The organism is Aeribacillus sp. FSL M8-0254 (genome assembly GCF_038008845.1).
Lineage (GTDB): Bacteria > Bacillota > Bacilli > Bacillales > Aeribacillaceae > Aeribacillus > Aeribacillus composti.
In genome coordinates, this window is record NZ_JBBOZY010000001.1 from 3,018,714 (window position 1) to 3,037,241 (window position 18,528).

16 protein-coding genes, 1 tRNA gene and 1 pseudogene are annotated in these 18,528 nt (G+C 38.8%); 10 read left to right on the forward strand and 8 right to left on the reverse strand.

Annotated elements, in window-relative coordinates:
* Window position 1: 1 nt before the first annotated feature.
* Genes trmL through queG form a run of 3 tightly spaced genes read right to left on the reverse strand, consistent with a single transcriptional unit; the run spans window position 2 to window position 2,602 of the window.
* Window positions 2-475, reverse strand: a complete 474-nt coding sequence (gene trmL, locus NSQ44_RS14610) for a tRNA (uridine(34)/cytosine(34)/5-carboxymethylaminomethyluridine(34)-2'-O)-methyltransferase TrmL (protein WP_094244585.1) — start codon at window positions 473-475, stop codon at window positions 2-4.
* Between the two features lie 32 nt (window positions 476-507).
* Window positions 508-1,428: an amidase domain-containing protein gene (locus NSQ44_RS14615; protein ID WP_186439328.1), complete on the reverse strand. Its 921-nt coding sequence runs from the start codon at window positions 1,426-1,428 to the stop codon at window positions 508-510.
* Window positions 1,429-1,468: 40 nt separating this feature from the next.
* Window positions 1,469-2,602, reverse strand: coding sequence for a tRNA epoxyqueuosine(34) reductase QueG (gene queG / locus NSQ44_RS14620; RefSeq protein ID WP_340857426.1), 1,134 nt, complete (start codon window positions 2,600-2,602; stop codon window positions 1,469-1,471).
* Between the two features lie 82 nt (window positions 2,603-2,684).
* Between queG and NSQ44_RS14625 the strand changes: the two genes are divergently transcribed.
* Window positions 2,685-3,350, forward strand: coding sequence for a B3/B4 domain-containing protein (locus NSQ44_RS14625; RefSeq protein ID WP_130157119.1), 666 nt, complete (start codon window positions 2,685-2,687; stop codon window positions 3,348-3,350).
* Window positions 3,351-3,469: 119 nt separating this feature from the next.
* Here the strand turns inward: NSQ44_RS14625 and NSQ44_RS14630 are convergent.
* From NSQ44_RS14630 to NSQ44_RS14640, 3 genes are all read right to left on the reverse strand, one after another.
* Window positions 3,470-3,543, reverse strand: a tRNA-Gly gene (locus NSQ44_RS14630).
* Window positions 3,544-4,804: 1,261 nt separating this feature from the next.
* Entirely contained in the window at window positions 4,805-5,968 is a 1,164-nt protein-coding gene (gene trpB, locus NSQ44_RS14635; RefSeq protein WP_340857427.1) for a tryptophan synthase subunit beta, read from the reverse strand.
* Between the two features lie 84 nt (window positions 5,969-6,052).
* Complete coding sequence (locus tag NSQ44_RS14640; protein ID WP_340857428.1) at window positions 6,053-6,445, reverse strand: VOC family protein; 393 nt, start codon at window positions 6,443-6,445, stop codon at window positions 6,053-6,055.
* A 362-nt stretch (window positions 6,446-6,807) separates the two neighbouring features.
* Between NSQ44_RS14640 and NSQ44_RS14645 the strand changes: the two genes are divergently transcribed.
* The 3 genes from NSQ44_RS14645 to ssuE all read left to right on the forward strand — a co-directional run bounded on the left by NSQ44_RS14645 (window position 6,808) and on the right by ssuE (window position 8,776).
* Window positions 6,808-7,116 carry a hypothetical protein gene (locus NSQ44_RS14645; protein WP_066250938.1) on the forward strand — a complete coding sequence of 103 codons (309 nt, stop codon included), beginning with the start codon at window positions 6,808-6,810 and terminating at the stop codon, window positions 7,114-7,116.
* A 76-nt stretch (window positions 7,117-7,192) separates the two neighbouring features.
* Window positions 7,193-7,957, forward strand: a complete 765-nt coding sequence (locus NSQ44_RS14650) for a class I SAM-dependent methyltransferase (RefSeq protein ID WP_340857429.1) — start codon at window positions 7,193-7,195, stop codon at window positions 7,955-7,957.
* Window positions 7,958-8,236: 279 nt separating this feature from the next.
* The gene (gene ssuE / locus NSQ44_RS14655) at window positions 8,237-8,776 is read left to right on the forward strand and encodes an NADPH-dependent FMN reductase (protein ID WP_117016930.1); all 540 of its coding nucleotides are present in this window, start codon (window positions 8,237-8,239) and stop codon (window positions 8,774-8,776) included.
* Window positions 8,777-8,939: 163 nt separating this feature from the next.
* Here the strand turns inward: ssuE and NSQ44_RS14660 are convergent, their stop codons facing one another.
* On the reverse strand, window positions 8,940-9,704 hold the full coding sequence (locus NSQ44_RS14660) for a DeoR/GlpR family DNA-binding transcription regulator (RefSeq protein WP_311066438.1): 765 nt from the start codon (window positions 9,702-9,704) through the stop codon (window positions 8,940-8,942).
* Window positions 9,705-9,747: 43 nt separating this feature from the next.
* Window positions 9,748-10,331, reverse strand: a pseudogene (locus NSQ44_RS14665) (UPF0236 family transposase-like protein); the annotation flags it as partial.
* Between the two features lie 168 nt (window positions 10,332-10,499).
* On the opposite strand from NSQ44_RS14665, the gene NSQ44_RS14670 reads away from it, so the two are divergent.
* The 6 genes from NSQ44_RS14670 to NSQ44_RS14695 all read left to right on the forward strand — a co-directional run bounded on the left by NSQ44_RS14670 (window position 10,500) and on the right by NSQ44_RS14695 (window position 18,432).
* Window positions 10,500-11,105: an FGGY-family carbohydrate kinase gene (locus NSQ44_RS14670; protein WP_340857431.1), complete on the forward strand. Its 606-nt coding sequence runs from the start codon at window positions 10,500-10,502 to the stop codon at window positions 11,103-11,105.
* Between the two features lie 298 nt (window positions 11,106-11,403).
* Entirely contained in the window at window positions 11,404-12,423 is a 1,020-nt protein-coding gene (gene adhP, locus NSQ44_RS14675; protein WP_340857433.1) for an alcohol dehydrogenase AdhP, read from the forward strand.
* A 2-nt stretch (window positions 12,424-12,425) separates the two neighbouring features.
* Window positions 12,426-13,913, forward strand: a complete 1,488-nt coding sequence (locus tag NSQ44_RS14680) for an aldehyde dehydrogenase family protein (protein ID WP_063387230.1) — start codon at window positions 12,426-12,428, stop codon at window positions 13,911-13,913.
* A 257-nt stretch (window positions 13,914-14,170) separates the two neighbouring features.
* Window positions 14,171-15,319 carry an iron-containing alcohol dehydrogenase gene (locus NSQ44_RS14685; protein ID WP_340805611.1) on the forward strand — a complete coding sequence of 383 codons (1,149 nt, stop codon included), beginning with the start codon at window positions 14,171-14,173 and terminating at the stop codon, window positions 15,317-15,319.
* A 2-nt stretch (window positions 15,320-15,321) separates the two neighbouring features.
* Window positions 15,322-16,971 (forward strand): sensor histidine kinase, encoded by a 1,650-nt coding sequence (locus tag NSQ44_RS14690; protein ID WP_340857434.1) that lies wholly within the window; start codon window positions 15,322-15,324, stop codon window positions 16,969-16,971.
* 18 nt (window positions 16,972-16,989) lie between these two features.
* The gene (locus tag NSQ44_RS14695) at window positions 16,990-18,432 is read left to right on the forward strand and encodes a sigma-54-dependent transcriptional regulator (protein WP_094244577.1); all 1,443 of its coding nucleotides are present in this window, start codon (window positions 16,990-16,992) and stop codon (window positions 18,430-18,432) included.
* Window positions 18,433-18,528: the final 96 nt, after the last annotated feature.

The following is an 18,528-nucleotide window of genomic DNA, read 5'->3' on the forward strand; positions in this document are numbered from 1 at the left end:
TTTAAGATAATCCATGAAAGCTTTGCTGTCTTAGCGCCTCATACACTAAAATAGCGGCAGTGTTCGACAAATTTAATGCCCGAACGTTTTCCGTCATCGGAATGCGCAAACACCGATCTTCATTTTCTGCAAGCAATTCTTTTGGAAGTCCTGTTGTTTCACGTCCAAAAATGAAGAAAATCTCTTTGGAAGGATCACTAAAATCATAGCTCGTATAATATCGTTTTCCAAATTTAGTTATATAGTAGAAATCCCCGTTCTGGTTTTGCTGAAAAAAATGGTCAAGAGAATCATAATAATGAATGTTTACAAATTCCCAATAATCAAGCCCTGCGCGTCGAAGCATTTTATCATCCGTTGAAAAACCTAAAGGACGAATTAAATGAAGGGCTGTATTAGTCGCTGCACAAGTTCTAGCAATGTTTCCAGTATTTGCAGGGATTTCTGGCTGATATAAAACAACGTGTAATGCCACAATGATTCACCTCGAAAACTATTATAACATTTTTAAGAATCCTCATTATCATCAATGATATGAAAAAATTTATATTGAATGTTTTCTGTATAGGCAGTTGAGTCTTCGTACGACCAATATCTCATTCGGCTGTTGGATGTTTGGGCATTGACAAGCGGCATATCGCTTTTATCTTTTGCAACAACAAATGTTGAATGGTCAAATCTGCCGTCGCCTTGAAAATCATAACAAATCACATCCCCGGGCTTAAGCAGCTCAGGAGACGAAACTTCTTCCGCTCTAAGTCCTGTTTTTGATGTGGACAAATACAGCATCAGCGCATGAGCTACAGACCAGCTGTAGCTCCAATTATTATTCGCAAGCCACCATCCTGATGACCGGTTCGGGTAGCCTCTCATCGGCGCATCACCGGCACGTAAACATTGGGAAACATAATTTGTACAATTTACGTCAAAATAAGGATAATTCGGATTTCTGCTGTTCCACCACCGTTCCGCATATTGGACGCTTTTCAACCGATCATATTGAAAAGAAACCCGTTCATCTTTTCCATGCCACTCTTCGTTTGACCAATCATCCTCTTCATCTTTATGAAAACAGTCTTTTAGTTTAACTTCATCAGATATTAAATGACCTTTATTGGAAAACTTCGCTACCCGCTCTTCCCCAATTTCTTCTATATATAAAAAATCACCCTGCTTATAAAGAAGCCTGTAATCACATAAATAATCTACAACGGTTGCCTCATCTTCGATCTGTTTCGGCCATTTTATGAGACAAGTCGCTTTCACTATTTCCGCTTTTCGTTTTGCTGCCAGCTCTTTTTTCTTTTCACACCATTCAAGCTCTGAAGATTGCTGCCGATTGTGATTGACAGATTTGTTCACTAAAAATTGCAGCTTTTCATTTATTTTTCGATAAACAGCCTGTACGTCCACATTTGTCACCACCATTTTCGTTTCTTCTATATACGTATGATGGTGACAATTAAAATCATGCTTTCAACATTTCAATTCCTTTGACAATTTCATTCTTTACTTCTTCATCTTGTTCTTTTTCCAGAGCTTTTTCCAATTCAAAAAGCACTGATTGATCTCCTATCCTTCCAATCGCCCATGCGGCGGTTCCCCGAATAATCGGTCTTGAATCTTCGTGCATCAGTTTAATTAAGTCAGGCAAAGCCGTTCTATCTTTATAATGGGCTAAAGCGATGATCGCATTTCGCTGAATCGGTTTTTTTCCTCTCCATGAACCAGCTATATGGCCGAATTTTTCTTTAAACTCGCGGTTTGAAATATGAAGAAGCGGCTTTAATTTTGGCTTTGCAATTTCAGGATCCGGTTCCATTTCAGAATGGATATGGAAATCCTTTCCTTTATTTTCCGGACAAACAAGCTGACAAGTGTCACAACCGTAAAGCCTGTTTCCAATTTTCCCACGATATTCATCTGGTAGAAACCCTTTTGTTTGCGTTAAAAAAGCAATACATTTCTTTGAATCGAGTTGCCCGCCTTGTACGAGCGCACCAGTCGGACATGAATCGACACATATGTTGCAGGATCCGCATCGGTCTTCAATCGGGGTGTCGGGAGGAAAAGGAATATTTGTAATCATTTCGCCCAAATATACATAAGAGCCGAATTCCGGTGTAATAATCATGCAGTTTTTTCCGCTCCATCCGATACCGGCTCGCTCTGCTACGGCCCGATCCGACAGTTCCCCCGTATCGACCATCGATTTAACCTGTGCTCCGTCTACTTTTTCTAAAATAAATCTTTCCAGCTTTTTCAACCGACCTTTTAGAATCACGTGATAGTCTGTCCCCCATGAAGCCCTGCAAAATAAACCGCGCCGCTCTTTTTTTGTACTTCTGGGAGCATTTTTCATTTTTGAAGGATATGCCAACGCTATAGAGATAATCGATTTTGCTTTTGGAAGGAGCAGCTCAGGATTTGTCCGCTTTTCGATATCAGGCTCCTCGAATCCTGACTGATATCCTAACTGCTGCTGTACAATTAGCCGCTCCTTCAATGTTTCAAAAACATCAGCACTCGCAAAACCGATTTTATCGATTCCAATTTGCTTGCTGTATTCAATAATTTCTTGTTTGAGAACTGCGAAATCCACACCGCTCCACCCCCTTTGTTTTTATTTCAAAAAATATATAAACTATGTTAAGATAAAATGGCTGAAAATAGGAGGGAAATCAATGGAAATTTTTATTGCTGAAGAGGTCAAACAACGAATTCCTCACTTTAAAATAGGCTTAATTGAGTATGATCATATTCAAGTATCCGAATCCCCCCAAATGTTAAAAGGGAGACTTCGTTTCTTTCAAGAATCTATTTTTTTCGATCTAGAAAACAAAAATGCAGCTGAATTAGACGGCATTCGAGAATGGCGGGAAATCTTTAAGCGTGTTGGCACTGATCCTAATCGATACCGTCCATCCAATGAGGCTCTTTTTCGCCGCGTTCAAAAACAGCAATACTTACAGTCTATCCATTCAGCCGTTGACTTAAATAATTTTTTCTCCTTGAAATATGAAATTCCGTTAGGCATCTACGACCGAAACAAAATAAAAGGACCTATTACGTTAAAAATCGGTGAAAATGGTGATTCATATGATGCCATCAACGGCCGCCAAGTAAATTTGGAAAATAAACTAGTAACCTGTGATGCAAACGGACCTTTCGGAAGCCCCTATGTTGATTCCAAGCGAACAGCAGTACAACTTTCAACAACAAGCGCTTTACATATCGTTTATTTAAAGCCATCGATGCGGACAGAAGAAGCAAAAAAATTACTTGAAGCGATGGCAAACATGTTTGTTCAAATTCACGGTGGAGATGCTCGCCAACAAATTTTCGCTTAAGCCTCTCCCTTTTCTTTCTTTTAATGGCATGGCAGCCATATACAAAATTTCTATAATGAAAAAACGCAATGCTTCGTTTGCTTATAAAAACGAAACACTGCGTTGATGAATGATATGTATGGAGCGGGTGATGGGAATCGAACCCACGACATCAGCTTGGAAGGCTGAGGTTTTACCACTAAACTACACCCGCATACATTATTTCTTTTCTATCAAGACGAAAAACACGCATTTGTCATGCCTCTTCCTCTTCCAGCTTATTCGAAGAAGGAGATGCGTCGAGGCAACTCGATGCTTATTCATCGAAGCATCGCTCGTGGCTGAGGTTTTACCACTAAACTACACCCGCATACATTATTTCTTTTCTATCAAGACGAAAAACACGCATTTGTCATGCCTCTTCCTCTTCCAGCTTATTCGAAGAAGGAGATGCGTCGAGGCAACTCGATGCTTATTCATCGAAGCATCGCTCGTGGCTGAGGTTTTACCACTAAACTACACCCGCGCGAAAATATTTATTTTTCTATTTAAATGATAAACACGCATTTGCCATGCCTCTTCCTCTTCCAGCTTATTCGAAGAAGGAGATGCGTCGAGGCAACTCGATGATTATTCATCGAGGCATCGCTCGTGGCTGAGGTTTTACCACTAAACTACACCCGCGCGAAAATATTTATTTTTCTATTTAAATGATAAACACGCAATTTCCATGCCTCTTCCTCTTCCAGCTTATTCGAGGAAGTAGATGCGTCGAGGCAACTCGATGCTTATTCATCGAGGCATCGCTCGTGGTAGCCGTAATGCAATGACGGATTTTATTATAGCAAAGCGAAAATGACGGTGCAACGGAAAAATGTAAAAAAAACGACATTTTTTTATGTTTTTGTCGAAATTGTGAACAAAATAGATACCAAGCTGTCCATTTAACACCCTGTACCGCTGAAAAAAGCATTAAATCAACAGTTTTTCTTATTTTGTTCATATATTTACAAAGCTGGTGGTAAATGTCCGGCGTTTAAATGTAAACTCCGAAATCATGGCAAGCTTAGATAACAGTTAGATTGACCCCCTCAGTCATTCCTTCGCAAACTAAATTTATCAACCAACATAAAATACTAAGAGCTGAGAAGATTCCTATAAAATCAGAGTAAAGTTAAGACCAAATGATAACTATACCTCAAAAGCTACACCATTTTGATTCATTGAAAAAATGTGATGAACGCACTTATCCCATATCTTTTAACTTTCTATAGCACTTTCGTGACTACAGCTCCCATACCTTGCCCATTTCAGAGCTGTCAAGAATTTTTTCAAAGATAAATATACACTTATCCGGTGGATCAAAAATCTGCCTTTTTTATATTACTATAAACAACTTGCTCTTCAAAAAAATTCAGCTGATGAATCGTTAAAAGAAAGTAAAAAATCGACGTTCAAAAACGCCGATTTTTACCTTATTTTTTCAACATTTCAAACACTTGCTCGACATCCTTATCCCCCCTGCCGGAGAGATTAACGATCACAATATCCTCCTTGCTTAGTTGTGGGGCAAGTTTCATCGCATATGCTACAGCATGTGAACTTTCAAGAGCAGGGATGATTCCTTCTAGCTTAGATAATTGCTGAAAAGCTTCCAAAGCCTCTTTTCCAGACACCGTAACATATTCTGCCCGTCCGGTTTCCTTCAAATAGCTGTGCTCTGGACCAATTCCAGGATAATCAAGCCCTGCTGCAATAGAGTAAGTCGGCATTGGATCATTATTTTCGTCAAGCAAAGTTAAGCATTTAAATCCGTGAATAACAGCTGGAACACCTTTCGTAAGCGTTGGTGCCTCTTCCGGCTCCACTCCTATTAATCTTACGTTTGGTTCGTCCAGATAATGCGCAAAAGCTCCGATTGCATTGCTTCCTCCTCCTGCACAAGCAATCACTGCTGTTGGAAGCTTCCCTTCTTTTTCAAGAATCTGCTTTTTCGACTCTTCACTAATAACCGATTGAAAATGCTTGACAATTGTTGGATACGGATGCGGGCCGACAGCAGATCCAAGCAAGTAAAACGTGTTTTGGTAATTTTCCACATAATCAGCTAAAGCTGCATCCACCGCATCCTTCAAACGTCCTTGTCCTTTTTCAACCGGTACTACCTTTGCACCAAGCAGCTCCATCCGAAACACATTTAATGCCTGCCGCTCTGTATCGAGCTTGCCCATATAGATGGTGCATTCCATTCCAAACATCGCACACGCGGTTGCTGTTGCAACACCGTGCTGTCCAGCACCCGTTTCTGCAATGATTCTAGTAGCCCCCATCCGTTTGGCAAGCAAGATCTGTCCAATTGCATTATTGATTTTATGTGCTCCGGTATGATTTAAATCTTCACGTTTTAAATAAACTTTCGCGCCCCCGAGCGCTTCCGTTAGATTTTTCGCATATGTCAGCGGATTTTCTCTACCGACATATTCTCTTAAATAATATGCCAATTCTTCATTAAACGTTGAATCGTTTTTAAATTTTTCGAAATTCTCTTCCAGTATGTCCAATGCTCTTTGCAAATCCTTTGGAACAAAGCTTCCTCCAAATTGGCCAAAATAACCCTTCTCAACTGTTTGCTGACTCATCTTACTCATCTCCTCTAAGCTTTTATTCAATTATAGCAAAACATGTTCAAATCAAACACTTATTTTTAGAATTTCTGCCGCTTATTATTTTGCATAGTTTAGCTCCCAAACTACACCGAATTTATCGATTACCACACCATATTTTGAATTCCAAAAAGTATCTTGCAATTCCATTTTGACCCGTCCGTCTTTCGCTAATGTTGTAAAAATTGAATTTATTTCATCTTCTGACTCCAAATCCAATGTCAGCCATATATTGTTCCCCTTCGTCACCGATGAGAAAACATCGGCAAAATAAAGTACACAGGATTCGTTAATATGCAGCTCGGCATGAATATACTTTCCTTCGTGACCTTTAAACATTTCTTTTCCATCGGATGTCTCTACATTTTTGAGTTCTCCTCCAAATACTTGCTGATAATATTGCAACGCTTCCTTACAGTTATGCAAATAAATATGAGGGATTATTTTTTTCATCTTTTTTACCCGCCTTTGCCAGATTGTAGGGATAAACATTCTTCTCGTCCATTTTATCATAAGGGAATGACACCTTGTTTTTAAGAAGGGGAGTGCCTCCTGTTTCTGTGTAATGATTCAACATCGCATTTTCCTAGGGCCAAGCTACAATCTTTTTTGAAATAGAGCATTACTAGAAACAATTGAAATATTCTAAAATATAAAATGAAGTTAAAAAGCGCAGCGTGATGCAGGTTACCTGCTCCGAAAATAGTTTTCAAATTGGTAAACAAGAAACATCTTGTTATATTGTGTAATCTTTCTTAACGAGATACTTAGCAAAAAATTCAAATTATGTAAAAATCAATTTGGAGGACACATTCATGAAGAAGAATGACTACTTTCATTCGAAAAATTACACCGGGAATCATTTACATGTAGACAACTTTAAAGATGAATTTTCCCCTTTTATCGAAGGAATTGCCTGGGAAAGAACTGATGGCACAATGGATTTATTTTTTGATGATTTAAAAGAGGAAGAATTTCAACAATTATTTGCAAATAAAGAGCATTATTATGATAAATTTAAAGGTGTATTTATAGAAAATGTTCAAACAAATGAGGAAGCGTATGAAAAATTTCGTCAATGGGTGGATGAAGTACTGGAACCGTTTAGAAATGGCCAAAAATAAGCGAATGTTCCATTGAAATGCATTTTGCAAAATTCCCCCATATTTTTACCACAAATGAAAGAAGGGATCCTATCACATGAAAAAAGACAGTTGGAATGCAGCTTTGTATGATGCAAAACATTCATTTGTTTCCAAATTTGGAGAGCATTTGCTTGATCTGTTGGAGCCAAAAAAAGGTGAACGTATTCTTGACCTCGGCTGCGGTACGGGAGATTTAGCCTGGAAGCTTTACGAATTAGGAGTTGACGTCGTCGGAATTGATAAATCAGAAAATATGATTAATCAGGCTAAAGCAAAATACCCCGGTTTAAGCTTTGAGGTGAAGGATGTTCTAAATCTTGGATACCGCAACGAGTTTGATGCCGTTTTCTCCAATGCAGTTCTTCACTGGATCAAGCCGCCAAAACAGGCGTTAATCAATATATACCAGGCCTTAAAGGAGAACGGCCGTTTTGTAGCGGAATTCGGCGGCAAAGACAATGTCAAAACGATTACCGATGCCATCCGAAATGAATTCAATAAATTGGGCATGGAGGAATTAGCAGACCAATTTCCTTGGTATTTCCCGAGCATTGGTGAATATTCATCGTTGATGGAAGAAGTGGGGTTCCGTGTCGTGTTCGCCCAGCATTTTGACCGTCCAACGCCATTACATGGGGAGAATGGGGTAAAAAATTGGATAGAGATGTTCGCTGGCAGCCTGTTTAACAGTTTGACAACAAACGAAACAAAAAATCTTATCTTCACAAACGTGGAAAACAACTTAAAAAATGTCATATATAAAAATGGCATCTGGTTTGCCGATTATAAGCGAATTCGTGTCATCGGGATTAAAGAATAGCACGTAAAGAGGCGTCTCATATCTTCGCGAATTGTTGAATCTAAAAGAATGTGAACAATATGTAGCTTTCTCAAAAAAATTTTGGAAAAAGCTAAATCTCCAAGAGCTTAAAGTTGCTTCTTATTTTCTCTTGATTTATGCTCAAATTAAAGGCTATTAGAATAACAACTAAGAGCCTCCATATATTGACAGAATATAAAAATGATGATAGCATAAAGCGAACTATTTCAATAAGATTTATATGTTTTTTTAGAATCGTAGAAAGGAGCATAGTAGTACATGAGTAAAGTTGTAATTATCAATGGAAGTCCGTTTCCATCATCAAGATTAAATGGATTAATCCAATATGCTGAACAGCAATTGCAGCAAAAAGGAATTGAGATTGATTACATTCAAGTAGCACAGCTGCCTGCGGAAGATTTAATCAAAGCAAAATTTGACAGCGAGGCGATTCTGAACGCCAACCAAAAAGTGGAACAAGCTGACGGAATTATCATCGCAAGCCCAGTGTATAAAGCAGCTTATACAGGCGTATTGAAAACATACCTTGACCTACTTCCGCAAAAAGGGCTTTTGGGTAAAACAATACTTCCGTTGTTTATTGGTGGCACATTGGCTCACCTTCTATCTATAGATTATGCGCTAAAACCAGTGTTATCCACAATGGGAGGCAGATATATTCTAGGAGGCGTTTATGCCGTTGATGCCTGGGTAACCAGAGAAGAAAATGAACAATACAGCTTGTCAGAAGAGCTAGTGCAAAGATTGGACGCAGCAGTAGAGGAATTTGCGAATGCTTTAAATGGACAAAAAGCATGATCAGCTCCTAATCAAAACTCAGAGGTTTTTTTGTTCGTTCTTGATTTCGCAAAATTGCCGATAGTAAATTAAAAGCAGACTGCCCGTACGGTGCGATCTGCTTTTTTCATTATTATTGTTAATGAAAAATGAAAGCATTTTGAGTAAAATTTTGAATTTTCCTTTATACAAGATGAAGATTAACGCCACTATTTTCCCATTTTTTGATTTCAATCTCACTTAATTCAGAGCCTATAATTACCGCATCAATTTGATTTGGACTGGCAACAGTATGCAAAGCAATCCTTCCTACTTTCGTATGATCCGTTACAACATAGACGCTCTTCGCAGCTTTTATCATAGAACGCTTCGTTGCAGCAATCTGTTCATCAAAATGAGTAAGGCCAAATTTGTGATGAAGGGCTGGCGTTCCGATGAATGCTTTGTCCACATGGAGATTGCCTAACACTTCATCAGCAATGAGTCCATTTAACATATAGCTTTCCGGATATAGCGTGCCACCTGTTACAATAACTTTAATCCCATTTGAAAAACGCAACTTTGCCGCAACATTTATATCGTTTGTAATTACTGTTATGTTTTTTCTATCTAATATCGCTTCAGCAATATGAACAGTCGTTGTTCCTGAGTCTAGTATAATATTTTCGCCATCTTGTATAAACTGTGCAGCACGCATGCCAATTCTTCGTTTTTCCTCGAACTGAACGGTTTCCCGATCCTGAAAAGACGGCTCCGATTTTACTTTATCTTCCTCAATGACAACGCCGCCATGGGTCCTTCTCAATTTCCCCTCTGATTCTAATAGCGACAAATCTCTTCGAATCGTTGCCTCATGGACATGAAAATATACAGCCAATTCAGCCACAGTAGCAATTTTCTTTTCCTTTACGTATTCTACTATTTTTTTTTGCCTTTCAAGAGCTAACATAGTCGAACTTCCTAACAATTTAAATTTTTCTATTCTTATATTATTCTCTTTTCATGCCGTTGCGCTTCCCCTTCATGAACGGTCAGGATTTTGTCTTCCTTGGCCCGTTTTCCCTTCCCTTGTCGAGAGACAAACAGTCCATCGGCCTCCACAAACAGCACCCGTCCATATCGCTGGTCAACCGGGCAGTGCAGCGGAGCTTCAGCCTCGAGCACCAACTGGCGGATCGCCTCATGGCTCATCACCGGATACCCGACCATCTGGGCAAGCGTACGAGCCGCTTTGCGATAGGAAGAGCACTCCAAAGCCAATCCCACAAGGGCTGATTGACTGCGATCCATCAAACGCTAGAAAGGAGTCAAGCAAAAACGTGTAACGGTTTTGTTCTCGGTCTAGATAGTAGTTGCGCTCGATGGCGATTTCGCCAAAAAGAGTTTGAATCGTGATGCGTCGTTTGTCTTTCAAGTGGTACCGGCGCTTGTCCCGGGTTTCCGCCAATTGTCAGTCGATGTCCTCCAACAGAGCCGTAAACAACTCAGCGAAGGCGATTTGCAGGGCTCGAAATAAGTCACGCTCGATCTCTTTCAGCGTCAACGAATTTGTAGTAAGATGTTGTTGAATATTCATGGGACTCTCTCCTCCTGTTTGATGGTGTGGACAATGATCATCTTACCAGGGAGAGAGTCCTTTTTTCATGTTTCCTGCTTGGGATCCTACCGCGCTTTCGCTTGGTGAGCCCGATGAGGGGGGATTCTAAGAATTTCTCCCACAAACATTTTACTCACACAATCATTGATGAAAGAAGCGAAAGAACAAGGAATTTCAGTATTTGATTTACTGGAAAAAAAGGCATCTCACCTAGAGCCTGGTCAATCTGGTCTCATTGCATTAGATTGGCATAATGGAAACCGATCTATACTTTCAGATGCAGATCTTTCAGGAATGATTGTAGGACTGACCCTAGCTTCCAAACCTGAGGATATCTATAGAGCATATATGGAAGCTACAGCATTTGGCGCAAAAATCATTATTTCAAATTATGAACAAGCAGGATTAAAAATTAATGAAATATTTGCTTGCGGTGGTTTGCCCCAAAAAAATGATTTACTCATGCAAATATATGCAGACGTTTTAAATAAAGAGATTATTGTTTCAGCCAGCGATTATACCCCTGCAGTTGGCGCTGCCATTCTTGGCTCTGTTGCAGCTGGCAAGGAAAATGGAGGATATGATAGCGTAGAAGAGGCTGTTGAAAGGATGAAACAACCAATTTTGAAAACTTACAAACCAATTCTCAGCCATGTAGAAAAATATAAAAAATTATTTCAAATATATCAGCAATTACACAATTATTTCGGAATTACGAAAAAAAGTTGGATGAAGGATTTAAAATCTCTTTAATCCGAACATGTCGCCCCAAAAAATATCTGCATGGAAGCATATCGTCAGTGCCGAAAGCAATGTGATCATTCATGCTTGAGCAAAAACTGAACACTATATTTTTAGCAGGTTTCCCACTGGAACAACCTGCTTTTTCTTTTCATGCAACAATTCTGCCAATATTTTGTTCAAGTCTGCCAAAAATTCGGCAAAAATCTATTTTGTATTTTTCTAATATTCCGCAAATTAAGCGCTTTCAATTTTGGTACGGTTCTTGCATGATATAAAGTCGAAAAAAAAATGAAAGGGGTTGTTTTGAGTGAAAGCAGCAGTAGTTAACGAATTTAAAAAAGCACTTGAAATTAAAGAGGTGGAAAGACCAAAACTAGAGGAAGGTGAAGTTTTAGTTAAGATCGAAGCATGCGGTGTGTGCCATACGGATTTACATGCAGCCCATGGTGACTGGCCGATTAAACCGAAATTGCCGTTAATTCCGGGGCATGAAGGAGTCGGAATTGTTGTAGAAGTCGCAAAGGGAGTTAAATCAATAAAAGTGGGAGATCGCGTCGGCATCCCATGGTTATATTCTGCATGTGGTGAATGTGAATATTGTTTAACTGGTCAAGAAACACTTTGCCCGCATCAATTGAATGGCGGATATTCCGTTGATGGCGGATATGCGGAATACTGTAAAGCTCCCGCAGATTATGTGGCGAAAATTCCTGATAACTTAGATCCAGTTGAAGTGGCGCCAATTTTATGTGCAGGCGTAACGACATATAAAGCGTTGAAAGTATCAGGTGCTCGGCCAGGTGAATGGGTGGCCATTTACGGTATTGGAGGACTTGGTCATATTGCATTACAATACGCCAAAGCGATGGGACTTAATGTGGTAGCTGTTGATATCAGTGATGAAAAATCAAAATTAGCCAAAGATTTAGGTGCAGATATTGCAATCAACGGTTTAAAAGAAGATCCTGTCAAAGCGATACATGATCGAGTAGGCGGTGTTCATGCTGCTATTAGTGTAGCGGTGAATAAAAAAGCATTTGAACAGGCCTATCAGTCAGTGAAACGGGGAGGCACATTAGTTGTTGTCGGTCTGCCAAATGCTGATCTGCCTATTCCGATCTTCGATACAGTATTAAACGGCGTTTCCGTTAAAGGTTCCATCGTCGGTACAAGAAAGGACATGCAGGAAGCATTAGATTTTGCTGCTCGCGGAAAAGTCCGTCCAATTGTTGAAACCGCTGAATTAGAAGAAATAAATGAAGTATTTGAAAGAATGGAAAAAGGAAAAATCAACGGTCGTATCGTACTAAAATTGAAGGAGGATTGATGATGAGCTCAATTGCAGCCCCTAAATTAAAAGAAAAAGTTGAAAAGTTTTTATCCGGTAAGAAAAAAATGTATATAAACGGCAGCTTTGTTGAAAGCGCTTCAGGAAAAACATTTGACACTCCTAACCCTGCAACGGGAGAAAGATTGGCAACAGTTTATGAAGGAGATGCTGAAGATATCGACCGCGCTGTGAAGGCAGCCAGAGAAGCGTTTGACCGTGGACCGTGGTCAAGAATGAGCGCAGCAGAAAGAAGCAGGCTCATGTATAAACTGGCGGATTTAATGGAGGAAAATAAAGAAGAACTGGCTCAGCTAGAAACATTGGATAATGGGAAACCAATTCGTGAAACAATCAATGCCGACGTACCGTTGGCAATTGAACACATGCGTTATTATGCTGGATGGTCTACGAAAATTGTCGGACAAACAATTCCAGTCAATGGACCGTATTTTAACTATACACGTCATGAACCAGTTGGCGTCGTAGGGCAAATTATTCCTTGGAACTTTCCATTGCTCATGGCAATGTGGAAGCTTGGCGCCGCGCTTGCAACCGGTTGTACAGTTGTATTAAAGCCAGCTGAACAAACACCTCTTTCAGCTTTATATTTAGCTGAACTTATTGAAGAAGCTGGTTTTCCTGCCGGTGTTGTCAATATTGTTCCCGGATTTGGTGAAACAGCAGGTGATGCATTAGTCAAACATCCACAAGTTGATAAAATTGCCTTCACAGGTTCAACTGAAGTCGGAAAATTAATTATGGCAAACGCTTCGAAATCTCTTAAACGCGTTACGTTAGAACTAGGCGGTAAATCACCGAACATCATTTTGCCTGATGCTGATTTTTCAAAAGCAATTCCGGGTGCTTTAAATGGCGTCATGTTCAACCAAGGACAAGTTTGTTGTGCAGGCAGCCGCGTCTTCATTCAGAAGAAACAGTATGACAATGTTGTGGCTGATATGGTATCCCATGCAAAATCTATTAAACAAGGATTTGGACTAAAAGCAGATACAGAAATGGGACCGCTTGTTTCTTCCGAGCAGCAAAACCGAGTCCTTGGATATATTGAAAAAGGGCTGGAAGAAGGTGCTGAACTTTTAACAGGAGGACAAAAACCTTCCGAACAAGGGTATTTTGTAGAGCCGACTATTTTTGCCAACGTTGAAGATTCTATGACCATTTCAAAAGAAGAAATATTCGGACCGGTAATCGCCGCTTTGCCATATGAAGATATAGACGAGTTGATTGAACGTGCAAACGATACAAATTATGGATTAGCAGCAGGCGTTTGGACGCGCGATGTTACAAAAGCTCATTACATTGCTAACAAGCTCCGTGCTGGAACAGTTTGGGTAAACTGTTACAACGTCTTTGATGCTGCAAGTCCGTTCGGCGGATATAAAGAATCCGGCATAGGAAGAGAAATGGGATCCTATGCATTAGACAACTATACAGAAGTGAAAAGCGTCTGGATTGCCCAGAATTAATACAAAATAGGGGAGTGCTCAATAAGCCCCTAAATAATTCAAGTAGAGAAAAACAAATCGTTTTTCTCTACTTGATTTCGTATTTTTGTCTGAAAGTAGCTGGCGGATGCCGGCTACTTTCAGTATGTTGTGGTAAGCAATGAATTGTTGCTTGCCACTTATATTTTGTTTACCTTTTACATATTAAAAGGATTTTTTTATTTTTATATGGAATTATGTATTTATGGAAAAACTGTCAATGTTAAAGGGGGGACATAATGAACATTCATAAATTTGTCATGCCGGAGATAATATTTGGAAACGGTTCTATTTCTGAAGTCGGCAACTGCTGTTTACGTTTGGGCGCATCCAATGTGCTCATCGTCAGTGATCGCGGTATTTCGGAGGTCGGTTGGCTGGATGTAGTCATTGATAGCTGCGTGAAAGCCGGTTTAAAATATGAGACATTCATTGATATTACGATTAACCCAAAGGATACAGAAGTGGATAAAGGTCGAAATATATATCTTAAATATGGATGCGATTCGGTGATCGGGATTGGCGGAGGCAGCGCTATTGATGCAGCCAAAGCTATTGCTCTGTTAGCGACAAATGGCGGAGTCATTCATGATTATGAAGGCGTCGACAAAATTAAGCATCCCCTCCCGCCTCAAATCATGATTCCTACTACAGCCGGCTCGGGATCAGAGGTTTCACAATTTTCTATTATTTTAAATACAGAAAAACAGAAAAAGATGACCATTATTTCAAAATCGTTAATACCTGATATTGCTATTATTGACCCTGAAACACTCGTGACGAAAAGTTCCCATTTAACTGCTTCAACAGGAATCGACGTTTTAACACATGGGATTGAATCGTATATTAGTTTGGCCGCAACACCGCTAACTGATGTTCATGCCAAAAATTCTATATCGCTTGTCGCTAAATATTTACGGCCTTCTGTCGCCTCTAAATTAAATAAAGAGGCGAAAACCAATATGGCAATGGCAAGTTTACAAGCTGGAATTGCCTTTTCCAATGCCATTTTAGGAGCTGTTCATGCCATGTCTCATGCAGTTGGTGGCAGATATCCTATTTTGCACGGCGATGTGAATTCTATTTTATTGCCTCATGTCATGGAATTTAATTATTTAGCAAATCCTCAAAAATTTGCAGATATTGCGTATCTCCTTGGATTAAATGATTGCGACATATCGAAAATGGAAGCAGCCAAAAAGGCGATTGACCTTGTGAAGGAATTAATTCAAGATGTTGGAGCTCCGCAAAGGCTTTCTGAAATTCATGTAAAAAAAGAAGAAATTCCTCAAATGAGCTTAACTGCTTTAAATGATGCATGTATGATCACAAATCCAAGGGATGTCACTGTCGAAATTATTGAAGAACTTTTCAGAAAGGCTTGGTAGAAATGTTGCTAAAAGATCGGGAAGAAATGATCAGCAAGCTGACTGGCGTCCAGTCTTCTAAAAAAAGCTACTATAATGAATTGAAAATCATGGTTGAAGAGCTCAAAAAGAAAAACATGCAGCTAGAGGTGATAAATGAGGTAAATAGAAGCTTCAATATCGATATGTCAATAGATGAAATGCTGAAAAATATATTTGAAAAGCTAAAAGTTTTTTTTCCGCTTGAACGAATCAGTTTATCTTTATATGAACATGATAAGCTGACGCTAACAAATGTATATCCTCCCAATTCTTTATATTTTCCTATTGGATTTATTTTTCCAAAAAAAGATTCTTTATATTGGCAGGCAATTGAGTCGTCACAAAAAATTTTTTACCAAATGAATAATGATCTTCATTATTTCATTGAAAAAAAGGCGTATCAATCATTAGGTATTCAAAGCGCCTTAGTCATTCCCCTCGTAAGCAAAGAAGCGGCTATCGGTCTTTTAAGCATTGGAAGCAAAAAAATCAATCATTTCGATGAATCGGACCTTGCGTTTTTTCAGCAGCTATCCGATCAAATTGCCGTTTGCATCGAAAATGTCCGTCTTTATCATAAAGTCTTAACAGCCAAAAAAGAATGGGAAGAAACGTTTCGTGCGGTATCAGATATGATGTTTATTACAGATTTAGAAGGAAATATATTAAAATCGAATGATTCTGCAAAAGAATATTTTAAAACCGATCTTATCGGACAGAATATACACAAGTTATTAGAAATCGATAAAAAGGAAGCTACTCAGGAAAAATATCTCTCAGTCAAAGAAAATATTATTGATGAGTTTCATTTAAAAAATCACGTCTTTGAATTCCGCTCATTTCCGATCTTTAATAGGAGGCATGAGGTTTATTCATATATCATCTACATTATCGATATTACAGAAAAACGAAAGATGGAGGCTCAACTAATTCAGTCTGGAAAATTAGCGGCTATTGGAGAAATGGCAGCCGGAATCGCACATGAACTGAACAGCCCTTTAACAGCTATCCTTGGCAATTCTCAGCTTTTATTAAGATCATTCAAACAGGACGACCGCTCCTACAAACTTTTATCAGACATATATTTATGTGGAAAAAGGTGTAAATCCATTATCCAAAATTTACTTACTTTTTCGCGTCAAGATGAATATGTGTTCGAAGAATGCTCTATCAATGAAGCGGTGGAACAAGTATTAGGAATTTTTAGCGACCAGTTTAAGCAACAAAATATCATCATTCAACAAGAACTGGCTGAGCATATAGATCATGTGAAAGGAAATATTCAGCAAATCGGACAGATCATTTTAAACTTATTAATTAATGCAAAGGATGCCTTGGAAGAAAAAAATATACCGAAGAAGATCATCAAGATTGAAACAAAAGAAATAATTGAAGACAACAAAAAATGGATCACACTGTCCATAACAGATAATGGAATCGGAATTCAAAACCAGCATTTGCAGGAAATATTTAATCCTTTTTTTACCACGAAAAGTCCAGGAAAAGGCACTGGACTAGGGTTGTCCGTTAGTTTAGGGATCGCTGAAACACACGGCGGTACAATTGTCGTGAACAGTAAATACGGAGAAGGCAGTGAATTTATTTTAAAGCTCCCAGTTAGACACGAATAGAAAGGGAGATGATTTGCAATGAAAAAGGTACTAGTAATAGACGACGAACGTGAAGTAGGAAACTTTTTTCGACATCTTTTAGAAGAAAAAGGATATGATGTAAAAGTAGGTTTGAATGCTGAAGATTTTTCCAACTTAATTTCGCTCCATTCCTTTGATTTAGCACTAATTGATGTCAAGCTGCCTGGTACAGATGGTCTGCATTTGCTTAAGCAATTAAAAGCAGCTCATCCTTCCTGTAAAGCTGTCATTATGACAGGATACAGCACAGTGAAAACGGCTGTAGAGGCCATTAAGAATGGTGCAAATGATTATATTGAAAAACCGTTCGATGATATAAGCCAATTAGAGAAAACATTAGAAGATTTATTAAATAGCGAGAAATTTTCTTCACCAGCAAACACCGACAAACTGGCCGATACGATTGGATTTATTATCGGCAACAATAAAAAGATGAATGAATTAGTCAAGCTGGCGGAAAAAATTGCTAAGAAAAACATAAATGTATTAATTGAAGGAGAAACAGGAACAGGCAAAGAGGTGCTTGCCCATTTTATTCACAACATGAGCTTAAGATACGATCAACCATTTGTCCGAATAAATTGCGGAGCTGTTTCCGAAACGTTATTGGAGAGTGAATTATTCGGGCATGAAAAAGGTGCTTTTACTGGAGCCATTAAACAGAAAAAAGGAATATTTGAAATAGCCAATAACGGTACACTGTTTTTAGATGAAATTGGTGAAGCAAGCCAGGCCATTCAAGTACAGCTGCTAAGAGTACTAGAGACGGGGGAATATTTCAGAGTAGGCGGTGAATCGATTCGTAAAACGAATACACGGATCATTGCGGCCACGAATAAAAATTTGGCCGAGGCTGTCCAAGAAAAAACGTTTCGAGAAGATTTATTGTATCGTTTAGATGTAGTGAAATTAAGAATTCCCCCACTGCGAAACAGAATAGAAGATCTCCCGCTGTTTTTGGATTATTTTCTAAAAAAGATAAACGCTTCACATCTTACATTCTCAGATGAAAGCATTGAACTAATGAAAAACTATAACTGGCCGGGAAATGTAAGAGAGCTATTTAACATTGTCAAAAGAGCCGCAACATTGGCAGATGGAGAGACAGACATAATTACGCCAAAATATTTACCCGACAAATTAAAAACCAGCTTCAGCTTCCAACTAACAAAATTTCCAAAAGCTAGCACAGTTCATGATGATTTAGAAGCTTATTTATCGAATTGGACGAAACATATTTTATCGTTATGGAAGCAGCAAGATGACATCGACCTTGAACAAGTATTGGATTCCATTAAAGAATTAGAAAAACAAATTGGCCGATCATTTGTCCTCAAATCACTTAAAAAACATACAGGAGATCGAAAAAAAACAGCAGAAGCACTAAACATTACAACTCGGCAGCTACGATATTTGCTTAATGAAAAAGGGAAAATTTAAATTAAGCACTTCTTAAATAAATAAAAATTATTGTGAATGAGAATTAAATGCTGCCCGTAAGCTAAAACAAGCGGATCATGAAAGATCCGCTTGTTT

Excerpts from the sequence above, each read along its gene's own strand:
- NSQ44_RS14615 (WP_186439328.1), bottom strand. The coding sequence starts at position 1,428 with ATGGTGGTGACAAATGTGGACGTACAGGCTGTTTATCGAAAAATAAAT.
- NSQ44_RS14625 (WP_130157119.1), top strand. The coding sequence starts at position 2,685 with ATGGAAATTTTTATTGCTGAAGAGGTCAAACAACGAATTCCTCACTTT.
- trpB (WP_340857427.1), bottom strand. The coding sequence starts at position 5,968 with ATGAGTCAGCAAACAGTTGAGAAGGGTTATTTTGGCCAATTTGGAGGA.
- NSQ44_RS14640 (WP_340857428.1), bottom strand. The coding sequence starts at position 6,445 with ATGAAAAAAATAATCCCTCATATTTATTTGCATAACTGTAAGGAAGCG.
- NSQ44_RS14645 (WP_066250938.1), top strand. The coding sequence starts at position 6,808 with ATGAAGAAGAATGACTACTTTCATTCGAAAAATTACACCGGGAATCAT.
- NSQ44_RS14650 (WP_340857429.1), top strand. The coding sequence starts at position 7,193 with ATGAAAAAAGACAGTTGGAATGCAGCTTTGTATGATGCAAAACATTCA.
- ssuE (WP_117016930.1), top strand. The coding sequence starts at position 8,237 with ATGAGTAAAGTTGTAATTATCAATGGAAGTCCGTTTCCATCATCAAGA.
- NSQ44_RS14660 (WP_311066438.1), bottom strand. The coding sequence starts at position 9,704 with ATGTTAGCTCTTGAAAGGCAAAAAAAAATAGTAGAATACGTAAAGGAA.
- NSQ44_RS14670 (WP_340857431.1), top strand. The coding sequence starts at position 10,500 with ATGAAAGAAGCGAAAGAACAAGGAATTTCAGTATTTGATTTACTGGAA.
- NSQ44_RS14680 (WP_063387230.1), top strand. The coding sequence starts at position 12,426 with ATGAGCTCAATTGCAGCCCCTAAATTAAAAGAAAAAGTTGAAAAGTTT.
- NSQ44_RS14685 (WP_340805611.1), top strand. The coding sequence starts at position 14,171 with ATGAACATTCATAAATTTGTCATGCCGGAGATAATATTTGGAAACGGT.
- NSQ44_RS14690 (WP_340857434.1), top strand. The coding sequence starts at position 15,322 with ATGTTGCTAAAAGATCGGGAAGAAATGATCAGCAAGCTGACTGGCGTC.
- NSQ44_RS14695 (WP_094244577.1), top strand. The coding sequence starts at position 16,990 with ATGAAAAAGGTACTAGTAATAGACGACGAACGTGAAGTAGGAAACTTT.